Source organism: Sphingomonas aestuarii (assembly GCF_054457155.1).
In genome coordinates this window covers 15,661-37,634 of record NZ_JBTKVV010000008.1, presented here as the reverse complement: position 1 = coordinate 37,634, position 21,974 = coordinate 15,661, and the positions used below count along the sequence as shown (strand labels likewise).

Sequence of the window (21,974 nt, the reverse complement as noted above, 5' to 3'; positions counted from 1 at the left end):
AGCATTTCATGACCCTGACCGGCGACCTGTTCATCGGTGGCGAACGCCGCCAGTCGGCCGAAACCTTTCGCGCCTATGACCCGGCGGCGGGGGCGGAAATCGACGAGGCGGGCTTTTACGGCGCGACCGAGGCCGATGTCGCCGACGCCTGCACGGCGGCGGAGGCGGCGTTCATCCCCTATTCGACCGCGCCGCTTAAGGAACGCGCGTGCTTTCTGGAGGCGATTGCCGACGAAATCGAAGGATTGGGCGACGAACTGATTCAGCGCGCGTCGCGCGAATCCGGTCTGCCGATCGCGCGTATCACCGGCGAGCGCGGGCGCACTGCGGGCCAGCTCCGCCTGTTCGCCAAGGAAGTCCGCGACGGCCAGTGGCAGAAATTGCGCATCGACCATGCCGACCGCGAACGCACGCCCCCCAAGCCCGACCTGCGCCTGCGCATGGTCGCGCTCGGTCCCGTGGCGGTGTTCGGCGCCTCGAATTTCCCCTTGGCGTTCTCGACCGCAGGCGGCGACACCGCCGCCGCGTTTGCCGCCGGTTGCCCGGTGGTGATGAAGGGGCACCGCGCGCATCCCGGCACCGCCGAACTGATCGCCACCGCGATCGAACGCGCGGTCGAAAAGACGGGAATGCCCAAGGGGGTGTTCAGCCTCGTCAATGGCACCTCGCGCCGGGTGGGCGAAGCGCTGGTCGCCGATCCGCGCATCCAGGCGGTCGGCTTCACCGGGTCGCGTGGCGGCGGCGAGGCGCTGATGAAGATCGCCGCCGCGCGGCCGCGCCCGATCCCGGTCTATGCCGAAATGTCGGCGATCAATCCGGTCATCCTGCTGCCCGAAGCATTGAGGGCGCGTGGGGCGGCGCTGGCGGAGGCCTATGTCGCGTCGCTGTCGATGGGTGCCGGGCAATTCTGCACCAATCCGGGCTTGGTGATGGGCATCGACGGTTCCGATCTCGAAGCCTTCGTCGCGCGCGCAGGCGAAGTGCTGTCGGGCCAGGCCGCGCAGGTGATGCTGACCGAGGGGATTTACGACGCCTATGAAAGCGGCAAGGCGAAGCTGGCGGGCAGCCCGTTCGTCACCCGCATTGCCGAAGGCGCCGAGCCTGCCGGTCCGACGCAAGGACGCGCCGCGCTGTTCAGCGTCGCGGGCAAGGATTTCCTTGCCGATCCGGCACATCTGCACGAGGTGTTCGGCGCGTCGTCGGTGGTCGTGCGCTGTGCCGATCTTGACGAGCTGGTCGGCGTGCTGAACGAGCTGGAAGGCCAATTGACCGCGACGCTTCAGGTCGATCCGGGCGATCACGACGCTGCACGCCGGCTGCTTCCCGTGCTCGAACGTACGGTCGGCCGCATCATTGCCAATGGTTGGCCGACGGGGGTCGAAGTGACCCATGCGATGGTGCATGGCGGTCCGTACCCAGCAACATCGGACGGACGCTCGACCTCGGTCGGAACGCTGGCGATCGACCGCTTCCTGCGACCGGTCGCCTATCAGGACTTGCCCGAAGGCCTGCTGCCCGACGCGCTGCGCGACGGTGGCCAGGGCGGCGCGCTGGCGCGTATTGACGGGGCATGGCAGCTCTGATTGAGCATCTCATGACCAGGTCTTTTGTAGCCAAGAACAGAGAGTGTTATGCCGCTTGAGAGAGCCATCGCTCTGTACTCGCGTGATCGCGTTGGGCGCAGTTGCGATGTAGGCGACGGAAGGTCAGTCATCATCTCCCGCGTCGAGCGCAGTCTGGGCATTCGACGACAACTCTAGAGCCGCGTTAGAGCTTGTGCTTTCCGATCGCGCGATTGACCTGCCAATCATCCGTCGGTCCGTGGCGGCGCGCAGGATTCGCGGATCACCAATTCATGCGGCAACACGCGATCGGCCTCTTCCTCGGCATCGTCGGTGCGGGTGCGCAGTCGGGTCAACAGCATGGCGACCGCGGTTTCGGCCATGTCGGCGATCGGCTGGCGAATGGTGGTGAGTTCTGGCCAGACATTGGTGGCGAGCGCGGTGTCGTCGAACCCGACGATGCGCGACGCCGATGGCAGCGGCAGCCATATCGTCGTTCGATGCAAAGATGGCGCTCGGTCGGTTCGCGTCCGAGAGGATTCGCTCGGCGGCGACGATCCCCGATCGATAGGTGAAATAGCCCTGTTCGACGCGAAGCGCGCCCAGATCGATGCCCGCGCCTTCCATCGCGGCGACGAAACCGCGATAGCGCTCGGCACTCGCCACCTGATTGGGATGGCCCTTGATGAACGCGATGTCGCGGTGGCCGAGGTCGATCAGGTGACGGGTCATCGCGAGTGCTGCTTCGTAGTCGTCGATCCGCACGTTGAGCGTGCCGGGGCCGCGCCGCCCCATCGCGATCGCGACGCAGGGGATCCCAGCCGCCGCTAGTTCGGCCTGGACCGGTGCGGATTCGGACAGGGGCGGGGGCAGGATCACGCCCTGAACGTCCGCGCCTGCAAATTGCCGCGTCGCTTCCGCCTGTTCGTCCGCGCTGTCGCCTTCGCAGGGCTCCAGCACCAGATGCGCGCCCGCGCGCCGCGCACCTTCCAACGCGCCGATCACAAATTGGCTGAGATAGGCGGCGGAGGGGTTGGAATAAAGCAGGCCGATCTGGGTTGCCTCGCCCGCTGCCAGCGTTCGTGCCGCGGCATTGGGCCGGTAACGCAGCTTTTCGATGGCATCGAGCACGGACTTGCGTGTCGCTTCGCGGACGTTCGATCCGCCATTGACGACGCGCGAGACGGTCATCGCCGACACCCCGGCTTCGCGCGCCACGTCCTGAACGGTTGCGCTACCCTGACCCCTTCGCGTCGATCGGCTCATTCAAATCTCCTGGCACACGGATATGGAGGCCGCGTCCGCTTGGCAATCGCGCGGTGTTGATCGCAAGGCGCTGACTGCACCCGACATTCCCCGGCTTGGTGATGCACGGGCCTTAATTGCGGATCGACCTGCCACTGGCCCGTTGACGTCGAGCGCGTAGTAATCGAGATCGGCGGCATGGTTGATCCGCACGCCTGCTCCTTGGCGCTTCACAAGGTGGTCCAATGACGTCCGGCGTCGTTATCGTCGGCGCGGGCCATGCGGGGGCGGCGTGCGCGATTGCGTTGCGGCAGGGCGGCTATGCCGACCCGATCCGGGTGATCGGCGTGGAAGCGGACCTTCCCTATGAACGCCCGCCCTTGTCGAAGGAATACCTCAGCGGCGACAAGAGCTTCGAGCGGCTGTTGATCCGTCCGCCGTCCTTCTGGGCGGAGCGCGAGATCGCGTTTCTGCCGTCCACCCGGATCGTCCGGGTCGATTCCGGTAAGCACGGGGTCTGGTCGGATGATGGGGAAGCGTTCGACTACGATACGCTGGTCTGGGCGGCGGGCGGCGATGCCCGGCGTCTGACGTGCGAGGGCGCGGCGCTGGCCGGCGTGCATCATGTTCGCACCCGAGCCGATGTCGATGCGATCATGGCGGCGTTGCCCGATGTGCGGCGCGTGGCGATCGTCGGCGGCGGCTATATCGGGCTGGAAGCGGCGGCGGTGCTTGCCAAGCTGGGGCGCGAAGTGGTGCTGGTCGAGGCACTGGACCGCGTGCTGGCGCGGGTTGCCGGGCCGGTATTGTCGCGCTTTTTCGAGGACGAGCACCGCGCGCACGGCGTCGATATCCGGCTGGGCGTCGGCGTCGATCGCATCACCGGCACGACCTCGGCAACGGGCATCCGGTTTGCCGATGGCGTAGAGGTCGCCGCCGACATGGTGATCGTCGGTATCGGGATCGTCCCCGCGGTCGATCCATTGCTCGCCGCGGGTGCCGAGGGCACCAATGGTGTCGCGGTGGATGGCCAGTGCCGGACGTCGCTCGCCGATGTGTTTGCGATCGGCGACTGCGCCGAGCACGCCAACCACTACGCGGGCGGCTCGCGAATTCGGCTGGAATCGGTGCAGAACGCGACCGACCAGGCGGCGGTCGCGGCAAAGACCATCCTAGGGATCGACACGCATTACGACGCGGTGCCGTGGTTCTGGTCGAACCAATATGATCTGAAGCTGCAAACCGTCGGACTGTCGTCGGGCCATGACGAAGCGATCACGCGCGGCGATCCGGCGACGCGCAGCTTTTCCGTCGTGTACCGCAAACAGGGCCGCGTCATCGCGCTCGACTGCGTGAACATGGTCAAGGATTATGTGCAGGGTCGCAAGCTGGTCGCCGATGGGGCGATCGTCGATGCGGCGTTGCTTGCCGATCCCGCTATTCCGCTCAAAACGCTCGCTTAGGCGCCGCCAGCCCCAGCATCGGCGCTTGGCATCGGCGGCGCGAGCGCGCATCTGGGCGGGCATGGCCGAGACCGATCCGCCTTCGCCGCTGTCCGTCCCCGTGTTTCGGGCGGTGTGGATCGCGAGCATGGCGTCGAATTTCGGCGGGCTGATCCAGTCGGTCGGCGCGTCGTGGCTGATGACTTCGCTGACCCCGTCGTCGCAGATGGTGGCGCTGGTCCAGGCATCGACGGCGCTGCCGATCCTGCTGCTGTCTTTGTGGTCGGGCGCGGTCGCCGACAATCTGGATCGCAGGCGCGTGATGCTGGCTGCGCAGGGCTTCATGCTCGCGGTATCGGTGGCGCTGGCGGTCGTCACCTTTGCCGGGTGGATTTCGCCCTGGCTGCTGCTGGTGTTCACCTTTCTGATCGGTTGCGGCGCGGCGATGAACGGGCCTGCATGGCAGGCATCGGTGGGCGATATGGTGCCGCGCCCCGCATTGCCGGGGGCGGTGGCGCTCAATTCGATGGGGTTCAACATAGCGCGCAGCGTCGGTCCGGCAATCGGCGGCGCGATCGTCGCTGCGGCGGGCGCGGCGGCGGCGTTCGTGGTCAATGCGGTCAGCTATGTCGGATTGATCGCGGTGTTGACGCGGTGGAAGCCCAACCATCCCGAACGCGTCCTGCCGCGCGAGCCGCTGGGTCATGCGATGACCGCAGGCGTACGCTATGTGGCGATGTCGCCCGATATTCGAACGGTGCTGGCGCGCGCGTTGATTTTCGGCGTTGGTGCCAGCGCGGTCCCGGCGATGATGCCGCTGGTGGCGCGCGACGTGATCGTCGGCAATTCGCTGACCTATGGCCTGCTGCTCGGGGCATTTGGAATCGGTGCGGTGGGCGGCGGTCTGATGGTGCGCCGCCTGCGCGACCGGGTGAGCGTGGAAGCGATCGTCCGCGCCGCTGCCGCCGCGCTGGCGATCGGCACGGTCCTGATGGGCGTCAGCGCGACCCTGTGGCTGACGATCCCGGCATTGGCGCTTGCCGGTGGGGGATGGGTGCTGGCGCTGTCCACGTTCAACGTGACGGTGCAGCTGTCGGCGCCGCGCTGGGTCGTCGCGCGCGCCTTGTCGCTGTACCAGATGGCGGCGTTCGGCGGGATGGCCAGCGGGGCGGTGTTGTTCGGTGCCATCGCTGACGCTGAAGGCGTTCAGATCAGCCTGTTCGCGGCGGCAGCAGTGCAGGCGCTGACGATCCTGTCGGGTTACATCCTGCCGCTTCCGATTGCGCGCGACCTGAACCTGGCGCTGCGCGAATGGTCGGAACCGGAGACGGCGGTGTCGGTCGACGACCGCAGCGGCCCGGTGGTGGTGACGATCGAATATCGTATCGCGACGGACAACATCCCGCGCTTTCTGAACGTGATGCACGAACGCAGGCGCATCCGCAGGCGCGACGGAGCGCGGCACTGGACGCTGCTGCGCGACCTGGGCGAGAGCGATCTGTGGGTCGAACGCTATCACGTCGCGACCTGGCTCGATTATGTCCGCCACAACCAGCGCCGAACGTTCGAGGATGCGCAGAACACGCTCGACATTCTGGCGCTGCATGGCGGGCCAGCCAAACCGGTCGTCCATCGGATGATCGAACGCCAGACCAGCACGCTGCCCGGCGTGCGCGACGCGACTCCGCGCGAACTGGCCGATCCGATGACGGACACGGCGCGGCAGAGCTGACCGCCGACACGTTCAATTGACGCACTAAATGGGCCTTGCAGGAAAGATGGGTTGCCTAAGCCAACGTCAATTCTCTTGTTCAATGGAACAGGACGGACTATTATCGTTCCAAAGACTTATGGCTAGCCGAGCGTCCCTATCCAGCGCTAACGCGGCGCGCGTTTTGAGCGAGGCGATTTCGCGGATCGCCGACCTGTGGGGCTTGTCGAATGCGCGGCTGGGTACGATCCTGGGACTGTCGGCGCCGACGGTTTCGCGCCTGCGCAGCGGCAGCTATCGGCTGGAACCGGGCAGCAAGCCGTTCGAGCTGGGGCAGCATCTGCTCCGCCTGTTCCGTTCGCTCGACAGCTGGCTGGGGCAGGACGACCATTCGGCGCGGTCGTGGCTGACGGCCCCCAATCTCGACCTGGGTGCGCGACCGATCGATCTGTTGCCGAGCGTCCAGGGATTGCTCAGGACCGGCGACTATGTCGACGCGCTTCGCGCTCGCGTCTGACATCGGCGGCTATTCGGGGCGTGTTATCCGCGTCGTCGAGGCGCAACACCGCATCTCGACCAACCGCCTGGCGGCCAATGCCGAGGATCAGGCGCTGCTCGAGGCGCTGGCCGATCAAGTAAAGCCCGCGCTTCCCAAAAGCGCCCGCGCGCTGCCGTGGCTGCTGGCGTCGCCGTTCCGATACGGGCTGGGGCGGCCATCGCGATTTCGCGCGCCTGAGGTGCTGCCGGGCATTTTCTATGCCAGCGAGGATGTCGAGACCGCGGTGACCGAAGCCGGATATTGGCGACTGGTCGCGTTTTCGCGGTCGCCGGGTTTCGTACTGCCGACAACCCCGACGCCGATGTCGGCCTTCGCGGTCAAGGTGATGGCGGACCGCACCATCGACCTGACCCGAGGCGCATTTTCGGAGAAGTCCGAGCGATGGATTCATCCGACCGACTATGCGGAAACCCAGGCGCTGGCCGCGGAGGCACGCGCGGCTGAGGTGGCGGCGATCCGAGCGCCGTCCGCACGCCGCGATAATGGGATCAACGTCGCGATGCTCGACCCGGCGGCGCTGATCCCGCCGCCCAAGCCGCATTCGAGCTGGGCGTTTATCGCCACGGCGATCGGGCTGGTGGCGACGCGCGAGATGAGCACTCACGCGATCCGACTTGACCGGAGCGCAATGGGACTGGGTTAGGTCGAGACACCTCGGGCGGGGTCGTCATTGCGAGCGAAGCGAAGCAATCCAGAACGCCGCATATGCCGCCCCTGGATTGCTTCGCTACGCTCGCAATGACGGATGGGGTAAGGCGTTGCTCATTACCGTCGACGCCCGATCAGACCTTGCCCGCCTTCAACTGCTTAGCCGCGTAATCCGCGGCACGAGCAGTCAACGCCATGAAGGTGATCGACGGATTGACGCACGATACCGACGCCATCTGCGCGCCATCGGTGACGAACAGATTGGCGGCGTCGTGCGCTTGGCTCCATTTGTTGAGCACCGACTGACGCGGATCGGCGCCCATGCGCGCGCCGCCCATTTCGTGGATCGCGTCGCCGGGGATATGTTCCTTCCGTTCGCTCTTCACATTCTGAAGCCCGGCGCGACGAAGCATCGCTTCGCCCTCGGTCCGGGCATCGTCCATCATCTTGATTTCATTATCGCGGAACGTGACGTTGAACTGAGCCTGCGGCATCCCGAACCGATCGACCTTGTCGGGATGGAGCGAGATGCGGTTGTCCTCGTAAGGCAGGCATTCGCCGAACGCCATCATCCCGAATTGCCACGGCGCATATTGGCGCATGCCGTGCTTCATCGAGGCGCCGAACCCGACCGGATAGGCGGCGCTGCGATAGGCGCTGCCCTGATAGCCGTACCCGCGTTTGAACCCGATCCCTTCATCGCCGCCGACATTGCGGAACCGGGGGATATAGATGCCGCCGGGACGACGGCCATATTCGATATAGTCGGTCATTCCCGCGATGTCGCCGGAGATATGGACGCGGAAGATATGGTCCATGACATAGCGGCCGAGCGTACCGCTGGTGTCGAAATAGCTGCGGCCTGCGCCTGCGGGCCGCGAATTGAGCAGGATTTGGGTCGATGCCATCGCCGACGCGCACAGGAACACCAGCCGCGCGGGGATGATCTCGGCCTGTTTGGTCTTGGTATCGACCACGCGCACCCCGGTCACGCGTTTGCGCTGCGCGTCATATTCGAGGTTGGTGACGACCGCGTCCGAACGCAGCGTCAGCCGGTTCGTGGCACGCGCGGCGGGAAGGGTGACCGACTGGGTCGAGAAATAGGAACCGAACGAACAGCCGCGGCTGCATTGCGAGCGGTTCTGGCATTTGGACCGACCCTGTTCGGGCTTGTCCTCGGTAATGTTCGACAACCGGCTGTTGATCAGCTTGCGTCCCGGCGACGTCGCCTCCAGCCGTTCCTTCAGCCATTTCTCGGCGATGTTCATCGGCACGGGCGGCATGAACTCGCTGTCGGGCAACTGGGGCAGGTTCTCGCGGCTGCCCGATACGCCGATATATTTCTCGACATAGCTGTACCACGGCGCAACGTCGTCATATCGGATGGGCCAGTCGCCGCCGACATTCTCGCGCTTGTTGGCTTCGAAATCCTCAGGCGCCCAGCGGAACGACCAGCGTCCCCAGATCAGCGATTTGCCGCCCACCGCGCCGGGGCGGATCCAGTAGAATTTGTCGCCCTCGCCATAGGCGTAAGGGTTCAGTCGGTCATTGTTGTAGAATTTCTGGCTGCTGGGCGAGACATAGCCATGCGTGGCGATGAAATAATCGCTGTCGATCAGCGGCTTGGGCATCATGTCGCGTGCGGGAATTTCATAGGCCGCCTTGCCGTCGAAATCATAATCCTCGCCATGCTCGACCATCACGCCGCGGTCGAGCATCAGGACGCGGAGGCCTTTTTCGGTCAATTCCTTCGCCGCCCAGCCCCCGCTGACGCCGGAGCCGATGACGATCGCATCGAATGTGTCGGTCGCTGACATTTGAAATGATCCTTGCGTAGGTCGATCAGACGCCGATGCGGCTGAGCGCCTGGAAACTGGTGGTGATGTCGGGCAGATAGGGGGCCGGGGACTGGTCGTTCTCGACGTAGAAATGCGTCACGCCCGCCACATCGTTGAGCGTGAAGATATCGGCAAAATCGATCGTTCCCTTGCCGACGCTGGTCATGTCGCCGCCCGCGGTCATGTCCTTGACGTGATAGGCATAGATCTGGCCCGCGAGACGCCGGATCAGCGCCTTGGGGTCGATGCCGGCCTTCACGGTCCAGAACAGGTCGAGTTCAATCCCGACCAGTGGGCTGCGCCTGGCGATCAGGAGATCGAACAGGCTCTGGTCGCCGACCATCTCCGTAAATTCGAAATCATGGTTGTGATAGGCAAAGCCCAGTCCCGCTTTCTGCAATTCGGCGGCAAAGCGGTTGAACCCGTCGATCGCGCTGCGCCAGGCGTCCGGCGCGCGTTGCTTTTCGTCCATATAGGGCACGATGACGGTATCCGCGCCAAGCGTGCGCGCCATCTTTACCGTCGCGGCGAAATCATTCGCCAGCATGTCGTAGCCGACATGGATCGACGGCGATTTCAGGCCTAGTCGGTCCATCGCCTGGCGCAGGGCGGCATGGTCCAGCTTTTCATAGCCGCCACCACCATATTCGACTTCGCGGTAACCGATTGCCGCGACTTGCTCGAGCGTGGCGATCGGATCGGCGGTAAACAGGTTGCGGACCGTGTAGAGTTGCAGGCCGATTGCCTTGCCCGTGCCCTGCGCGGAGACCAACGGCCCGGCGGCGCAGGCCGTGACCAAGGCAGCGCCAGCCACCAGCAGGTGACGTCGATCGATATTCATGACGAATAGACCTTGTTGACGTTCGAATAGAGGAAGGCGCCGTCATAATCGCCCGGCACCGGCAGATATTCGCGTTCCTGGGTGATGCCGATTTCGGACGTGTAGTAACCGGTGATGACGAGTTGGCGGAATTTCTCGAAAAAGTCATTTCCGCCGGGCAGCCCGTTGTTCATCGCCAGCGTCAGCAGCGCGTCCTGTTGTTCGGGCGTCGCCTTCGCGGCGGCTACACGGTAGTCCTGCCTGCTGCGCGCCTCGATCGCGTCGAGCCCGGCGAGGATCGGTGCCTTGTCCTCCGGGCTGGCCCAGTCGGCGAGCAGTTTTTCGATGAAGACGGGGACTTCCGCGGCGATCGCGCCCGGCGTGTCGGTGGTCGGGATCACGCGCTCGCTGAGCGCCGTCACCAGCGCGCGCTGGTTCGCGTTGAACACCGCGGCCGATGGCGGCCCGGTGTTGATCGCGGCGACCTGTACGCCCGCGGCGCGCGCGATCGGCGCGAACAGCCCAGCACCGAACATCGCGGCGATGCCCGCCAGCGCGTTTCTGCGGTCGATGATCATCGTGCGGCTCCTTGGGCGTCATGGCTTCGGGCCGCTTCTGGCAGGCGGCGGACCCAGATGTTGCGGAACGATACGGGCGAGTCGTGATCCTGCAGCGCGATCGGTTCGGCGTCGCCATGCGCTTCATATTTGGCGAGCTGTCGCCAGACGGTCGATCCGGTAAATGGCTGGCGGTTCTGCACCAGCACGCCGTTGAGCAAGACGGTGACATAGGCAGGGCGCGTCACCGATCCGTCGGCGGCGAAATGCGGGCGTTCGAAGATGATGTCGTAGCTTTGCCATTCGCCCGGCGCGCGGGATGCGTTCACCAGCGGCGGGGTCGATCCATAGATCGCGCCGACGGTGCCGTCGGCATAGGTCGGGTTGTTGCTGCCGTCGAGGATCTGAACCTCGTAGCGTTCCATGAACCACACGCCGCTGTTGCCGCGATCCTGCGAGGTGCGGGTCGGCGGGTTGGGGGAGCGGAATTCCAGGTGAAGCTGGACGTCGCCGAAGCGCTCCTTGCTGACGAGCGTGCTGGCGTCTTCGCCCTCTTTGCGCACCGGCACGGTCATCGCGCCGTCGGCCAGCGTCCATACCTTGCCGGTCGGCGTCCAGCCGTCCATCGACTTGCCGTCGAAGAGGATCACCGCATCCGAAGGAGGTGCGCCCGGCGTGGCGCCGGGCGTGATGACCTGCGGATGCGGGCGGTCGGCGTCGTGAACCTTCCACGTTGTGCCGGGCAGGGTGGGGGTGTCGCGGAAGCCGGGGCGGTCCTGCGCTTCCTGCGGCTGCGCGAGACTCGCGGTCGCGAGCATGCCGACGCCTGCGATTACCGTCATTTGTGCAACGATCTTCACGTTCAATTGACCCTTCATGCCCGGTCGATGTCGCAATAAGCGGCGATCAGCCGATCCTCGCCTGCGCGGCCATCGACCGAATTGCCATGTTCCATGCCGATGACCCCGGCGAATTTGCGCGCGCGCAGCCAGCGCACGATGTTGTGATAGTTGATTTCGCCGGTGCCGGGTTCCTTGCGCCCCGGATTGTCGCCGAACTGGATATAGCCAATTTCGCCCCAGCACGCGTCCAGCGTGTTGATCAGGTTTCCGGCCTGAATCTGTTCGTGATAGACGTCGGCCAGCACTTTGACTGCCGGGCTGTTGACGGCGCGGGCGATGGCATAGCCCTGGGGGATAGTCTGGAGAAATACGCCGGGATGATTGACCAGCGTATTCAGCGGCTCCATCACCATGACCAAGCCATGGGGTTCGTAGACTTCGGCGGCGCGGCGCATCACGTCGATGACTCGCCCGGTTTGGATATCGACCGGTAATTTGCGGTCCATGAAGCCGGGGACGACCGTCGCCCATTTGGCGTTCAGCCGCTTGGCGACCTCCACCGAAGATCGGATGTCGGCCAGAAACGCTTCGCGCGGGGCATCGTCGTTGCCGCCGAGCAATGGTCGGAAATCGGCCCATTGCGGCATCGATGCGACGAACACGCCCATCGTCATGCTTCGGCTCGAAAGCGCCTTGGCCATCGCATTTTGTTCTGCGACCGAGCGGTCGCGCGCGCCATTGTCCTCCCACGCGCGAAAGCCCTGGTCGGCGGCATAGGCGATCTGCTCGATCAGATTGCCGCGGCTTCTGAAGCTGCCTTCGTGCGGAGCATAGCCGAGGGAAAAGGGCTGGCGGACCTGCGCGGGGGCCATGCCGGACAGGCCGACCACTCCGACGCCGACGACCCCCGCCGCCATCACCGATCGCCGCGAAAGCTTCATTCCGCTGCTTCCGATGCGGCCGCCGCCGGTGGCGTGCCCTTGCGCCGGTCGGCGAGCCACAGCACCCCGAACACGACCAGCAGCACCAGCGGCACCAGCGCAAGCCGCTGGAACGACAGCGACGCGGCGGCATCCTCGACCTGGCGCAGCGCTTCGCCGGTCAGCGCTTCGAACGCGGCGGGACCGCCTGCGAATTCGACCTTTGCGGTGTCGAACATCGCGCCCAACTGCGGCAGGACGAAGAAGATCGACAATGCCCCCGCCGATCCGATCAGCCCGAGCGCCCAGGGGCCGCCGCGCGGATAGCGTTCGGACACCGATGCCAGCATCGTCGGCCACATCACGCACACGCCCAGCCCCCAGACGGTTGCCGCGACAATCGCCGCCACCGGTGATTGCGCCTGCGACAGCATGTAGAGGCCGATCGCGGCGAGCAGGCTCGACACCCAGAGCAGGCCGGGGTTCGACAGAACATGCGCCAGCTTGCCCGCGAAATGGCGGAACACGAACATCAATGCGCTGACATAGACGAGCAGCAGGATGCCGCGCATGCCGACGCGGTTCGACAGCGCCACATCGATCCACTGGCCGGGCGCCAGTTCCGACGCGGCGGTCAGGAACATCGCGCCGAACCAGATGAAGAAGCTGGGGCGGCGGAACACCTCGGTAATCATCTCGCCGAAGGTCGTGCCGGTTTCGCTGGCGAGCGGCGGCGGGAAGCGCGTGGTCGCGGCGATGACGATGACCAGGATCGCCGGGATGAACACCAGCGCCATGATCCCCTGCCACGACAAGGTGGTGGACAGGAAGAACCCGGCAAGCCCGCCGACGATCAGCCCGCCCGGATACCAGGCATGGAGCACGTTCAACCGGTGGGTCATGTCGTCGGGATAAAGCTGCGCAGTCAGTGGGTTGATCGCTGCTTCGGCGAGGCCCCAGCCGATTCCGCTCATCAACATGCCGAGCCACACCAGCGTGTAGATGTTCATGCCGGTGGCAACCGTGCCCGCGCCGACGATCATGCCGGTACCCAGAACGAAGCTGAGACCGCAACCGAGCAGCATCCTCCGCATCCCGATCTGGTCGATGAAGGCGCTGGTCACGAATACGGTGACCGCGAAGCCGAGAAAGGCCGAGCCGAGCGCCGCGCCGATCAGTTCGCCCGCTTCGATGGGCGCGATGGGATCGATCCATTCGGCCTTCAAGCTGCTCGCGATCGCCGCACGGATCGCGGCGCTGGCCGCGGCCGTGAACAGCGCCAGCACCGCCAGCCAGAACAGCCTGCTCTTGTTCAGCCCCATCGTTTCCACGGCTACCCCTCCCGCTTTCGTCTTATACTTGCCCAAGCTGCTCGATCATTCGAGCCCGAGCAATCGCCGGTTCAATGTCGGATCGCTCGCTGCCGCAAAATCGTCGAACGCGCGTTCGGGGCGGCGGATCAGGTGCGCGGCGATGAACGGGGCACCTTCGCGGGCGCCATCCTCGGGATGTTTCAGGCAGCATTCCCATTCGAGCACTGCCCAGCCCTCATAGCCATGCTGCGTCAGTTTGGAGAAGATGCCGGTGAAATCGACCTGCCCGTCGCCCAGCGAGCGAAAGCGGCCCGGCCGGTTCAGCCAGTCCTGATAACCACCATAGACCCCCGAACGCCCGGTCGGATTGAACTCCGCATCCTTGACGTGGAACATGCGAATGCGGTCGTGATAAAGGTCGATGAAATCCAGATAATCCATCGCCTGCAGCACGAAATGGCTGGGATCGTAAAGGATGTTCGCGCGGGCGTGATTGCCGACGCCCGCCAGGAACCGCTCGAACGTCGCGCCGTCGTGCAGATCCTCGCCCGGATGGATTTCGTAGCAGAGATCGACGCCCGCATCGTCGAACGCGTCGAGGATCGGTCGCCACCGACGCGCGAGTTCGCCGAACGCTTCCTCGACCAGTCCCGCCGGACGTTGCGGCCAGGGATAGAGGAACGGCCAGGCGAGCGCGCCGGAAAAGGTCGCATGGGCATCGAGGCCGAAGCGCTGGCTGGCCTTTGCGGCGAGCTTCAGCTGATCGACGGCCCATGCCTGGCGCTCGACCGGCTTGCCGCGCACCGCTTCCGGCGCGAAGCCGTCGAACGCGGCGTCATAGGCGGGGTGGACCGCGACGAGCTGGCCCTGAAGGTGCGTCGACAACTCGGTGATCTCGACGCCCGCCTCGCGACAGACACCGGCGATTTCGTCGCAATAATCCTGACTGTCTGCAGCGCGTTTCAGGTCGATGCAGCGGCTGTCCCAGGTGGGTATCTGCACCCCGACATAGCCCGTATCGGCCATCCAGCGCGCCGCCGACGCCAGCGTGTCGAACGGCGCCGCGTCGGCCATGAACTGGGCGAGGAAGACCGCCGGACCCTTCATGCCGTCACCCCCGCTGCGCGCCGCATCACTTGGCGGTTTCCGCCTTGAGATAGACGATCAGCTGCTTGCGTTTGGCCGGATCGGCGACGCGAACCACCATGCGGGTTCCCGGCACGACCTTTGTCGGGTTGGCGAGATACTGGTCGAGTGTCTGCTCGTTCCAGCGGATGCCGGAGTTTTTCAGCGCCGGGCTGTAATTCTTGAATGTCGCGTCGGTTGCGGCCTGACGGCCGAAGATGCCGTGCAGATTGGGTCCCATGACGCTTTTCCCGCCGGCGTTCAGCGTATGGCACGCCTTGCAAGAGGCAAAGGTGGCGGCACCTTGGTTGGCGGCAGGCGTGACCGGCGCCGACGGTGCAGGGGAGTACGCAAACGCGAGCGACGCTGCCGTGACGGGCAGCAGCCCGATAAGAAATTTCATTATCCTCTCCGCTCTGGCAACGATCGTTCGCTGCATGTAACCCCCCGGCTGTGTTTAGCGCAACCATGCATACGAATTCAGGAGTGACGTCAGTATGAACGCCAGATCGAAAATCCGTTACGGCATGGCGGGGGGTGGCGAAGGGGCGTTCATCGGTGCGGTGCACCGGATGGCGGCGGCGCTCGACGGCGAATTTGAACTGGTCGCCGGGTCGTTCAGCACCGATGCGGCGCGCAATGGGCGCAGCGGCGATGCGCTGGGCATTGCGGCGAACCGGGTCTATCCCACGATCGATGCGCTGTTGGCCAGCGAGCGCGGGCTGCCGGAGGATCGACGCATCGAGGCGCTGGCGATCGTTACCCCCAATCACCTCCATGCGCCGATGGCGATCGCCGCGCTCGATGCGGGGTTTCACGTCATGTCCGAAAAGCCGATGGCGCTGAACCTGAACGAAGCGCGCGCCATCGCCGAAGCGGTACGACGCAGCGGGCGGCTCTATGCGCTGGCGTTCACCTATAGCGGCTATCCGCTGGTCGAGGAGGCGCGGGCGCGGGTCGCGCGCGGCGATTTCGGCCCCATCCGTCTGGTCCAGGTCGAATATTCGCAAGGCTGGCTGAGCGCGCCGATCGACGCGGGCGGCAACAAGCAGGCAGAATGGCGCACCGATCCCGCACGCGCAGGGATGGGCGGTTGCCTGGGCGACATCGGCACCCACGCATTCCAGCTTGCCGAACATGTGTCGGGCTTGCGGGTGGAGGCGCTGAGCGCCGACCTGACCACCCATGTCGAGGGCCGACGCCTCGACGATGACGTATCGGCGCTGCTGAGGTTCGAAGGCGGCGCCCGCGGCACGCTGAAGGCAAGCCAGGTCGCGGCGGGCGACGAGAACGGCCTGCGGCTGCGCATCCACGGCGAACGCGGCGGGCTGGAATGGGCGCAGATGGAGCCCAATACGCTGACGCTGCGCTGGCTCGACCGTCCGGCCGAGATCGTCCGTGCAGGCGGCCCTGCTTTGGCGGAAACCACGCTGGCGCGTTTGCGCACCCCCGCGGGCCATCCCGAAGGCTATATCGAAGCCTTCGCCAACCTCTACCGCGATTTCGCCACCGCGATCCGCGTAGACGCGAGCGCTGCGCCGATCGCGGGCGAGACGCACTGGTTCCCCTCGCTCGATGACGGTCTGCGGACAATGGCGTTTATCGAAGCAATGATCGCCAACGATCGCGGCGCGGAGAAATGGACGTCTGTCGCCTAGTCGCCATCTACGGCCATAACTGTCGGTTTCACGACAGGAAATGAATGCGACTGGCGGTTGCCGAAGCGTCGATCGACACCGTGCAAACGGTGCAGTCGATCGGCATGGCAACAAGAGGGCGGGATGATCAGTCGGATTTGGTTTGGCATTCTGGCGCCGCTTCTGTTCGCGCTGGCGGTCGGCAGCCCGCTCACGGCGATTGCGCAAGGGGTGGTTTCCGCCGCCGACCCGCGCGCGTCCGAAGCGGGCGCTGCGATTCTGCGAGAGGGCGGCAGCGCCACCGACGCGGCGCTGGCGATGATGGTGACGCTGACCGTGGTGGAACCGCAATCGAGCGGGATCGGCGGGGGCGGATTCTTCGTCCATCACGACGCGCGCCAGGGGCTGATCGATACCATCGACGGGCGCGAGCGTGCGCCGTCCGGTGCGACGCCGAACCGTTTTCTGGGAGCGGACGGGAAGCCGCGCGATCATGCCGACGTCTATCCCGGCGGCCTGTCGGTCGGCGTGCCCGGCAATATCCGGCTGATGGCGGATGCGCATCGGCGTTGGGGCAAGCTGCCCTGGGCACGATTGTTCGACCACGCGATCCGCCATGCCGAACAGGGCTTTACCGTCTCGCCCATGATGGCGCGTTTCATCGCGAGCGCGACCCCGCGCTGGAAGGACTTTCCCGAAACGCAGGCACTCTATGCGCCCGGTGGTCGTCCGCTCGAGGTGGGAGCGACGGTCCGCAATCCCGAACTCGCACGGTTGCTCAAACGCATTGCGAGCGAGGGACCAGACGCATTTTACGAGGGTGAGAATGCTCAGGCGATCATCGCGGCCGTCGGCGGCAGTCGGCGCAACCCGGCGACGATGACGACGACCGATATTGGCAGCTATGCCGCCACCCCGCGCAACGCGGTGTGCGTGCGTTACCGCGTGTACAAGGTTTGCGGGATGGGGCCGCCATCGTCCGGTGCGACCACCGTGTTCGGCATATTGGGGATGATCGAGCGGTTCGACATTGGCGCGATGGGCGCGCAGTCGCCCGAGGCGTGGCACGCGATCGCGGAAGCAATGCGCCTGTCCTACGCCGATCGCGATCATTATATCGGCGATCCCGACTTCGTATCGGTGCCGCTGGCGGGGATGATCGACCCCGGTTATCTGGCAAAACGATCGCGCCTGATCCGCAGCGATCGTGCCGCGCCGTCGGTGCGACACGGTATGCCGCCGGGCGCGCCACCGCGCGGTGCGCCCACGCCGTCGACCGAGGCGGGAACCACGCATTTCTCCGCCGTCGATGCGCAAGGCAATGTCGTTGCGATGACGTCGACGATCGAAAGCGTGTGGGGCAGCCAGCTGGTCGCCAACGGCATGATGCTGAACAACGAACTGACCGATTTCAGCCTTCGGCCCGAGCGCGGCGGATTGCCGGTTGCGAACCGGGTCGAAGGCGGCAAGCGACCATTGTCGTCCATGTCGCCGACCATCGTCTATGACGCCGACGACCGACCGATCCTTGCGCTCGGTTCCGCTGGTGGCCCGCGCATCATCATGCACGTGACCAAGACACTTATCGGGGTGCTCGACTTCGGCCTATCGGCGCAAGACGCGATCGCGCTGCCCAACCTGTTCTTTGACGGAAACACGATCTTGATGGAGCCGTCGAACGATACGGGGAGGCTGCTGGCGGGTCTGCGCGCGAAGGGGCATATTGTCAGAGAGGCGTCGATCGGGTCGAAGGTCAACGCGGTTCAGCGCGTCAACGGCATCTGGGCAGGTGCCGCCGACCCGCGAAGCGAAGGCGTTGCGATCCTTCAATAGCCGGAAGCCGGCGCCTTCGCCTGAGCGTCGCAACGATCGACTGCCAGCTTCGGAAGGGGAGCGTCAACTCGCGATGCGGAGGGGATGTTCGACCGGGGTGTCAAGCGGCTGGTCCGGCCAAATCCCGCGCGTGTCATAGACCCGCTTGTCCGCCCGCTCGTCGAGCGGGATGGATTTGAAGATTTCGTGATCGACCAGCACGATGAAGATCGGGCAATCCTCGATCGCTGCATCCACGTCGATCAGGCTCGCGCCGCTGCCGTCGAAGGCGGGAGGCAGGGCGCCGGCATAGGGTTCGACGATGCGGATGCGGTCGCCGAAGCGGTGGGCCAGATGGCTGGCGACCTTCATCGCCGGGCTCTCGCGGAAATCGTCTATATTCGCCTTGAACGCCAGGCCCATGCACGCAACCGGCACGCCGGGCAGGCTTTCGATCAGTGCTTCGGCGCGGCCAATCGTATAGCCGACCTTGGCGTCGTTCACTTCGCGCGCGGTGCGGATGATGCGGGCGTTTTCTGGATCGCCGTGCACGATGAACCACGGATCGACCGCGATGCAGTGGCCGCCGACTCCCGGGCCGGGCGACAGGATATTGACGCGCGGGTGGCGGTTGGCCAGCCGGATGACTTCCCACACGTCGATGCCCAGATTGTCGGAAATGACCGACAGCTCGTTGGCAAAGGCGATGTTGACGTCGCGAAACGCGTTTTCGGTCAGCTTGGTCATTTCGGCCGCGCGCGAATTGGTGGTGACGCACGCCCCGCGCACGAATCGGCGATAGAATTGCAGCGCCTTGCGAGCGCAACGCGGGGTGATCCCGCCGATGACGCGGTCGTTATCGACCAGTTCGACCAGGATACGCCCCGGCAAGACGCGTTCGGGGCAATAGGCGATGGCGATGTCGGGCGTGCCGACGCAGTGGCCGGGCACCTTGAGGTCGGGGCGGAGTTGCGACAGCAGTTTGGCGACTTCCTCGGTCGTGCCCACCGGCGACGTGGATTCGAGGATCACGACATCGCCCGGTTTGACGACGGCGGCGACATTGGTCGCGGCTTTCAGGACATAGCCGATATTGGGCGCGTGATCCTCGTCGAACGGCGTCGGCACCGCGATCACGAACACATCGGCAGGCTCGACCTGAGTGGAGGCGCGAAGATTGCCGCGCGCGACCACGCCCGAGACGAGGCCGTCGAGGTCGATTTCCTCGATATGCACCTTGCCCGAATTGACGGTGTCGACGACCGACTGGTGGACGTCGATCCCCAGCACCTGCGCGCCGGTGCGCGCGATCACGGCGGCGGTCGGCAAGCCGATATAGCCCAGGCCGAGGACGACGACCTTCAGTTCAGAGTCCGAAACCATCCGCAATAATCCCCGAAATCCTAGTCGAGGCATGGCCGTCGCCGAACGGATTGTGCGCGCGCGCCATCGCCTGATAGGCGGCATCATCGTCGAGGAGGGTTGAGATTTCGGAAACGATCCGCGTCGGATCGGTGCCGACGAGCCTGGCGGTGCCAGCCACGACACCCTCGGGACGTTCGGTGGTTTCGCGCATCACCAGCACCGGCTTGCCGAGCGCGGGCGCTTCTTCCTGCACCCCGCCCGAATCGGTCAGCACCAGATCGGCCATTCCCAGCGCGCGGATGAAATGCGGGTAATCGAGCGGGTCGATCCGCGCGATGTTGGCGCGGTCGCCGAGCCTGTCGTCCATCACCGACACGACATTGGGGTTGGGATGTACGGGGAACAGCACCGCAACATCGTCGCGCGCCGCGATGCGGCCGATCGCCTCGGCAATGCCCAGCATTCCGCCGCCGAAGTTTTCGCGCCGATGGGTGGTGACAAGCACCAGCCTTTTTCCTGCGAAGCGCACGGCAATGTCGTCGAGCCCCGCGGCCAGCGACGGATCGCCCTCGATCCGGGCGGTCGTCGCGTGCAGCGCATCGATCACCGTATTGCCCGTCACATGGATGGTAGCGGGCGGGACATTCTCGCGACGCAGCGCATCCGCCGCCGTCTCAGTCGGCGCGAAATGCTGGTCGGCGATAGGAGCGACGATCCTTCGGTTCACTTCCTCGGGCCAGGGATGGTGGATGTCGCCCGACCGCAGCCCCGCCTCGACATGCGAAACGGGGATCTTGCGGTAATAGGCGGCGAGCGCGCCAACCATCGCGGTGGCGGTGTCGCCCTGGACGATCACCCGGTCGGGCCGTTCGCGGTCCATCACCTCGCCCAGGCCCGTCAGCAGCCGCGCGGTCAGCCGGTCTAGGCTCTGCCCCGGCTCCATCAGGTCGAGGTCGATGTCGGGCGACAGCCCGGCAATGTCGAGCACCTGATCGAGCAACCCGCGATGCTGCGCCGTGACGCACACCCGCACGTCGAGATCGCCGCGCGCCTTCAGGGCGGCGATGACGGGGAACAGCTTGATCGCTTCAGGGCGGGTGCCAAAGATGATGAGGGTGCGAGGTGTGGTGCTCATGGGCGGCAACTCTAGCGCGGATCGCTTAAGGACGCGCTAAGCGACGTCGCTATCTCGACGCTTTACATAAGATATATTATCGGAACACTGACAAGTGGAGAGCGGTTCAAGCATGAAGTATAATCCCGATCTACTTCCGCTCCGCGCCCATGAAAGACATTATTGCGTCGTGTGGAAGGGGCTCAGCTGTGCCGCGATGACCTTCAACCCGCGTGCTCGCAAACAACGCGTTGATCGCGGCTTCCTCAGTTGCTTCGGCGACCGCCTGAAAAAGCGGAGTCATCGCTTCGTTGCGTATTTCTGGGCCGGACGCTCGTGAAACCCCTTGTTCACGCCTCACAGCAGAGTTGGTCGAGAACGCTATGGCATAGTCTCCGGAGCCGTTGGAGAACGACGATCCTGTGCGCGCAATTCCGATAAATGCACGCTCCGCAATGCGCCGCAGGTTGCGATCGGAAAGGGGCGCATCGGTGGCAATCACGATTACCACCGACCCATCCGCCATTGTCCGGTCGTTGAAGGCGCTGAACGCATGTTTGCCGAGCCGTTCGCCCACCGGGAGGCCGTCGATGGTCAAAACACCACCGTAATTGGACTGGACGAGAACGCCGAGTGTCCAGCCGCCCATATCGCCGGAAAGGCGGCGCGAGGCCGTTCCAATTCCGCTTTTGAAGCCGAAGCTGACCGTGCCAGTACCTGCACCGACGCCGCCTTCGGCAACCGGTCCGCCGGCTGCGATTTCGATGGCTCGCCGCGCATCGGCAATGGTCACGCGCCGGCGACGAATGTCGTTCAACAGCCCGTCATTGGTTTCGCCAACCACAGCGTTTACCGATCGCACCTTATCATTACCGGGCAGCGCGAGCGTCCATTCGATTGTCGCCGCCGCCGCTTCGGCGACGCTGAGCGTGTTGGTCAGCAAGATCGGCGTTTCGATCTCGCCCAATTCCACAACCTGGGTCGAGCCCATGAACTTTCCAAAGGCGTTGAAGGCGACAAAGCCAGCAGGTACGCGTGAGCGATAAGGATTTCCTCCGTGCGGCAGGATCGCGGTGACGCCGGTGTGGACATCGCGCCCCTCCCGAATCGTGACATGGCCAACCCGAACCCCTTCGACATCAGTGATGGCGTTGAGGGGGCCTGGCGGAAGCACACCGATCGTCACGCCCGCTTCGCGAGCACGCTGCGGCGGCGACTGGGTCTGTGGAGGGGCCGCGGCAATGAGCGATAAAAAGGCAACAGCCGCTGTTGTTCGTTTGGTTCCCACGCCCCACCCCCTGCATCAAAATGTTCTGGCGAGACACTTGCGCGCGTTCGCAAGTCTCCCGAGTTGCTCTGACCACGGCTCTCCTAGAATAAGGGACCTGGCCGCCGCGGCAAGCGTTTGCGTTGTCTGAAGCCGGCTATAGCCCTGCCCAGACTCGCTCTCCAACTGGATTGGAT

General features: G+C 65.0%; 18 protein-coding genes and 1 pseudogene. 7 read left to right on the top strand and 12 right to left on the bottom strand.

Annotation, left to right across the window (positions count from 1 at the left end):
- The first annotated feature begins 8 nt into the window (after window positions 1-8).
- Window positions 9-1,583 carry an aldehyde dehydrogenase (NADP(+)) gene (locus ACX0GZ_RS13220; protein WP_458817166.1) on the top strand — a complete coding sequence of 525 codons (1,575 nt, stop codon included), beginning with the start codon at window positions 9-11 and terminating at the stop codon, window positions 1,581-1,583.
- 224 nt (window positions 1,584-1,807) lie between these two features.
- Here ACX0GZ_RS13220 and ACX0GZ_RS13215 read toward each other — a convergent pair.
- Window positions 1,808-2,828: pseudogene (locus ACX0GZ_RS13215) on the bottom strand (LacI family DNA-binding transcriptional regulator).
- Between the two features lie 224 nt (window positions 2,829-3,052).
- On the opposite strand from ACX0GZ_RS13215, the gene ACX0GZ_RS13210 reads away from it, so the two are divergent.
- From ACX0GZ_RS13210 to ACX0GZ_RS13195, 4 genes are all read left to right on the top strand, one after another.
- Complete coding sequence (locus ACX0GZ_RS13210; RefSeq protein WP_458817165.1) at window positions 3,053-4,270, top strand: NAD(P)/FAD-dependent oxidoreductase; 1,218 nt, start codon at window positions 3,053-3,055, stop codon at window positions 4,268-4,270.
- A 61-nt stretch (window positions 4,271-4,331) separates the two neighbouring features.
- Window positions 4,332-5,981, top strand: a complete 1,650-nt coding sequence (locus tag ACX0GZ_RS13205) for an MFS transporter (protein WP_458817164.1) — start codon at window positions 4,332-4,334, stop codon at window positions 5,979-5,981.
- 118 nt (window positions 5,982-6,099) lie between these two features.
- A complete protein-coding gene (locus ACX0GZ_RS13200) occupies window positions 6,100-6,477 on the top strand; it encodes an antitoxin Xre-like helix-turn-helix domain-containing protein (RefSeq protein ID WP_458817163.1) in 378 nt (125 codons plus the stop codon).
- A complete protein-coding gene (locus tag ACX0GZ_RS13195; protein WP_458817162.1) occupies window positions 6,449-7,162 on the top strand; it encodes an RES family NAD+ phosphorylase in 714 nt (237 codons plus the stop codon). The genes ACX0GZ_RS13200 and ACX0GZ_RS13195 overlap by 29 nt, the downstream gene beginning before the upstream one ends.
- A 139-nt stretch (window positions 7,163-7,301) precedes the next feature.
- Here ACX0GZ_RS13195 and ACX0GZ_RS13190 read toward each other — a convergent pair whose 3' ends face one another.
- From ACX0GZ_RS13190 to ACX0GZ_RS13155, 8 genes are read right to left on the bottom strand one after another with little or no spacing between them, the layout of a single operon-like run.
- Window positions 7,302-8,984 carry a GMC oxidoreductase gene (locus ACX0GZ_RS13190; protein ID WP_458817161.1) on the bottom strand — a complete coding sequence of 561 codons (1,683 nt, stop codon included), beginning with the start codon at window positions 8,982-8,984 and terminating at the stop codon, window positions 7,302-7,304.
- Between the two features lie 25 nt (window positions 8,985-9,009).
- Window positions 9,010-9,846, bottom strand: a complete 837-nt coding sequence (locus ACX0GZ_RS13185; protein ID WP_458817160.1) for a sugar phosphate isomerase/epimerase family protein — start codon at window positions 9,844-9,846, stop codon at window positions 9,010-9,012.
- On the bottom strand, window positions 9,843-10,400 hold the full coding sequence (locus ACX0GZ_RS13180) for a gluconate 2-dehydrogenase subunit 3 family protein (RefSeq protein ID WP_458817220.1): 558 nt from the start codon (window positions 10,398-10,400) through the stop codon (window positions 9,843-9,845). Before ACX0GZ_RS13180 ends, ACX0GZ_RS13185 begins: the two co-directional genes overlap by 4 nt.
- The gene (locus tag ACX0GZ_RS13175) at window positions 10,400-11,242 is read right to left on the bottom strand and encodes a 3-keto-disaccharide hydrolase (protein ID WP_458817159.1); all 843 of its coding nucleotides are present in this window, start codon (window positions 11,240-11,242) and stop codon (window positions 10,400-10,402) included. The genes ACX0GZ_RS13180 and ACX0GZ_RS13175 overlap by 1 nt, the downstream gene beginning before the upstream one ends.
- Before the next feature lie 14 nt (window positions 11,243-11,256).
- Window positions 11,257-12,165: a hydroxypyruvate isomerase family protein gene (locus ACX0GZ_RS13170; protein ID WP_458817158.1), complete on the bottom strand. Its 909-nt coding sequence runs from the start codon at window positions 12,163-12,165 to the stop codon at window positions 11,257-11,259.
- Window positions 12,162-13,466, bottom strand: coding sequence for an MFS transporter (locus ACX0GZ_RS13165; RefSeq protein ID WP_458817219.1), 1,305 nt, complete (start codon window positions 13,464-13,466; stop codon window positions 12,162-12,164). Before ACX0GZ_RS13165 ends, ACX0GZ_RS13170 begins: the two co-directional genes overlap by 4 nt.
- A 54-nt stretch (window positions 13,467-13,520) precedes the next feature.
- On the bottom strand, window positions 13,521-14,564 hold the full coding sequence (locus ACX0GZ_RS13160; protein ID WP_458817157.1) for a sugar phosphate isomerase/epimerase family protein: 1,044 nt from the start codon (window positions 14,562-14,564) through the stop codon (window positions 13,521-13,523).
- 25 nt (window positions 14,565-14,589) lie between these two features.
- Entirely contained in the window at window positions 14,590-14,985 is a 396-nt protein-coding gene (locus ACX0GZ_RS13155; RefSeq protein WP_458817156.1) for a c-type cytochrome, read from the bottom strand.
- Between the two features lie 94 nt (window positions 14,986-15,079).
- Between ACX0GZ_RS13155 and ACX0GZ_RS13150 the strand changes: the two genes are divergently transcribed.
- Complete coding sequence (locus tag ACX0GZ_RS13150) at window positions 15,080-16,240, top strand: Gfo/Idh/MocA family protein (RefSeq protein WP_458817155.1); 1,161 nt, start codon at window positions 15,080-15,082, stop codon at window positions 16,238-16,240.
- 123 nt (window positions 16,241-16,363) lie between these two features.
- Window positions 16,364-18,052 carry a gamma-glutamyltransferase gene (gene ggt / locus ACX0GZ_RS13145; protein ID WP_458817154.1) on the top strand — a complete coding sequence of 563 codons (1,689 nt, stop codon included), beginning with the start codon at window positions 16,364-16,366 and terminating at the stop codon, window positions 18,050-18,052.
- 63 nt (window positions 18,053-18,115) lie between these two features.
- Here ggt and wecC read toward each other — a convergent pair whose 3' ends face one another.
- The 3 genes from wecC to ACX0GZ_RS13130 form a co-directional block, all read right to left on the bottom strand.
- Entirely contained in the window at window positions 18,116-19,414 is a 1,299-nt protein-coding gene (gene wecC, locus ACX0GZ_RS13140; RefSeq protein WP_458817153.1) for a UDP-N-acetyl-D-mannosamine dehydrogenase, read from the bottom strand.
- Window positions 19,398-20,531: a non-hydrolyzing UDP-N-acetylglucosamine 2-epimerase gene (gene wecB, locus ACX0GZ_RS13135; protein WP_458817152.1), complete on the bottom strand. Its 1,134-nt coding sequence runs from the start codon at window positions 20,529-20,531 to the stop codon at window positions 19,398-19,400. Before wecB ends, wecC begins: the two co-directional genes overlap by 17 nt.
- Before the next feature lie 130 nt (window positions 20,532-20,661).
- Window positions 20,662-21,798: a P1 family peptidase gene (locus ACX0GZ_RS13130; RefSeq protein WP_458817151.1), complete on the bottom strand. Its 1,137-nt coding sequence runs from the start codon at window positions 21,796-21,798 to the stop codon at window positions 20,662-20,664.
- Between the last annotated feature and the right edge of the window lie 176 nt (window positions 21,799-21,974).

Bases quoted from the DNA above. Each gene is read 5' to 3' on its own strand.
- ACX0GZ_RS13220 (WP_458817166.1), top strand. From the start codon at position 9: ATGACCCTGACCGGCGACCTGTTCATCGGTGGCGAACGCCGCCAGTCG.
- ACX0GZ_RS13210 (WP_458817165.1), top strand. From the start codon at position 3,053: ATGACGTCCGGCGTCGTTATCGTCGGCGCGGGCCATGCGGGGGCGGCG.
- ACX0GZ_RS13205 (WP_458817164.1), top strand. From the start codon at position 4,332: ATGGCCGAGACCGATCCGCCTTCGCCGCTGTCCGTCCCCGTGTTTCGG.
- ACX0GZ_RS13200 (WP_458817163.1), top strand. From the start codon at position 6,100: ATGGCTAGCCGAGCGTCCCTATCCAGCGCTAACGCGGCGCGCGTTTTG.
- ACX0GZ_RS13195 (WP_458817162.1), top strand. From the start codon at position 6,449: ATGTCGACGCGCTTCGCGCTCGCGTCTGACATCGGCGGCTATTCGGGG.
- ACX0GZ_RS13190 (WP_458817161.1), bottom strand. From the start codon at position 8,984: ATGTCAGCGACCGACACATTCGATGCGATCGTCATCGGCTCCGGCGTC.
- ACX0GZ_RS13185 (WP_458817160.1), bottom strand. From the start codon at position 9,846: ATGAATATCGATCGACGTCACCTGCTGGTGGCTGGCGCTGCCTTGGTC.
- ACX0GZ_RS13170 (WP_458817158.1), bottom strand. From the start codon at position 12,165: ATGAAGCTTTCGCGGCGATCGGTGATGGCGGCGGGGGTCGTCGGCGTC.
- ACX0GZ_RS13165 (WP_458817219.1), bottom strand. From the start codon at position 13,466: ATGGGGCTGAACAAGAGCAGGCTGTTCTGGCTGGCGGTGCTGGCGCTG.
- ACX0GZ_RS13160 (WP_458817157.1), bottom strand. From the start codon at position 14,564: ATGAAGGGTCCGGCGGTCTTCCTCGCCCAGTTCATGGCCGACGCGGCG.
- ACX0GZ_RS13155 (WP_458817156.1), bottom strand. From the start codon at position 14,985: ATGAAATTTCTTATCGGGCTGCTGCCCGTCACGGCAGCGTCGCTCGCG.
- ACX0GZ_RS13150 (WP_458817155.1), top strand. From the start codon at position 15,080: ATGAACGCCAGATCGAAAATCCGTTACGGCATGGCGGGGGGTGGCGAA.
- ggt (WP_458817154.1), top strand. From the start codon at position 16,364: ATGATCAGTCGGATTTGGTTTGGCATTCTGGCGCCGCTTCTGTTCGCG.
- wecC (WP_458817153.1), bottom strand. From the start codon at position 19,414: ATGGTTTCGGACTCTGAACTGAAGGTCGTCGTCCTCGGCCTGGGCTAT.
- wecB (WP_458817152.1), bottom strand. From the start codon at position 20,531: ATGAGCACCACACCTCGCACCCTCATCATCTTTGGCACCCGCCCTGAA.